Raw genomic sequence first — 883 nt, forward strand, 5'->3', positions numbered from 1 at the left:
GAAGGACGGCGATGGCCTTGCAGAGGTGGCCGGCCTTGCTGGGGCTGCAGCGTAGCTTGCGGAGGATCTTCCAGCTCTTCAGCTGGGCGTTCGCGCGTTCGCCTGGCCCACGGAGCTTGGCGTGGGCCCGGTTGGCCTGCTTCTGGGACTCGGGCTTCTTCTTGCCCTTGTACGGGGTGCGGACCGGGCCCTCGGCTCCCTGATACGCCTTGTCGGCCAGGGTGATGATCCCGGCCTGCTCCAGCGCGCGCAGGATGCCCCAGATCCGGGCGGCACTCAGGTCATGCGCCTTGCCCGGCAGTGCTCCCGAGGTCCACAGGATCGTCCCGTCCGCCGAGGCGATGACCTGCACGTTCATCCCATGCACGCGATGCTTGCCGGAGAAGTAGGGCCGGTCGGCCTTGACCCGGTCGGTATGAATCAGCGTGCCGTCCAGCACCAGATAGTGCAGCCCGTCCCGCCTCGCTTTACGCAGCGCCTGGCCAAGCTTGGGCGAGCGGGCCGACAGCAGCGCGACCGTCTCCTCCACATACCGCCACGCGGTCGCGGTCGACACCCCGAAACCGGCGCCGAGCTCGGTGAACGTCTCGCCCTTGCGCAGGTAGACCAGCACCAGCAGCGCCTGCTGCCCGGGGTTGAGCAGCCGCCAGGCCGACCCGATCGCCTTGCGGTGCCGGCGGATCACCCCGGCGACGTAGTTCAGCGTTGAACGCGACAAATCGACGGCGGCGCGATAGAAAAGCATCCGAGGCCCCTGGTTGTGATGGATCTGGTTGTGGTGATCAATCCATCTACCAGGGGTTTCTTACGTCGTCAGGCGAAGACCGGACTCGCGATCATGCTGTGACCAGCAGCCCGCCGCCAGGGGGATGAAAGAGCTTCA

1 protein-coding gene is annotated in these 883 nt (G+C 66.7%); it reads right to left on the reverse strand.

The genetic code is table 11. From position 1 onward, the window contains the following. A partial coding sequence (locus tag ABEA43_RS67780; protein ID WP_345581584.1) for a transposase family protein occupies positions 1-745 on the reverse strand: 745 nt, incomplete at its 3' end. Between the last annotated feature and the right edge of the window lie 138 nt (positions 746-883).

The sequence above is a fragment of the Nonomuraea rosea genome (assembly GCF_039539705.1).
Lineage (GTDB): Bacteria > Actinomycetota > Actinomycetes > Streptosporangiales > Streptosporangiaceae > Nonomuraea > Nonomuraea rosea.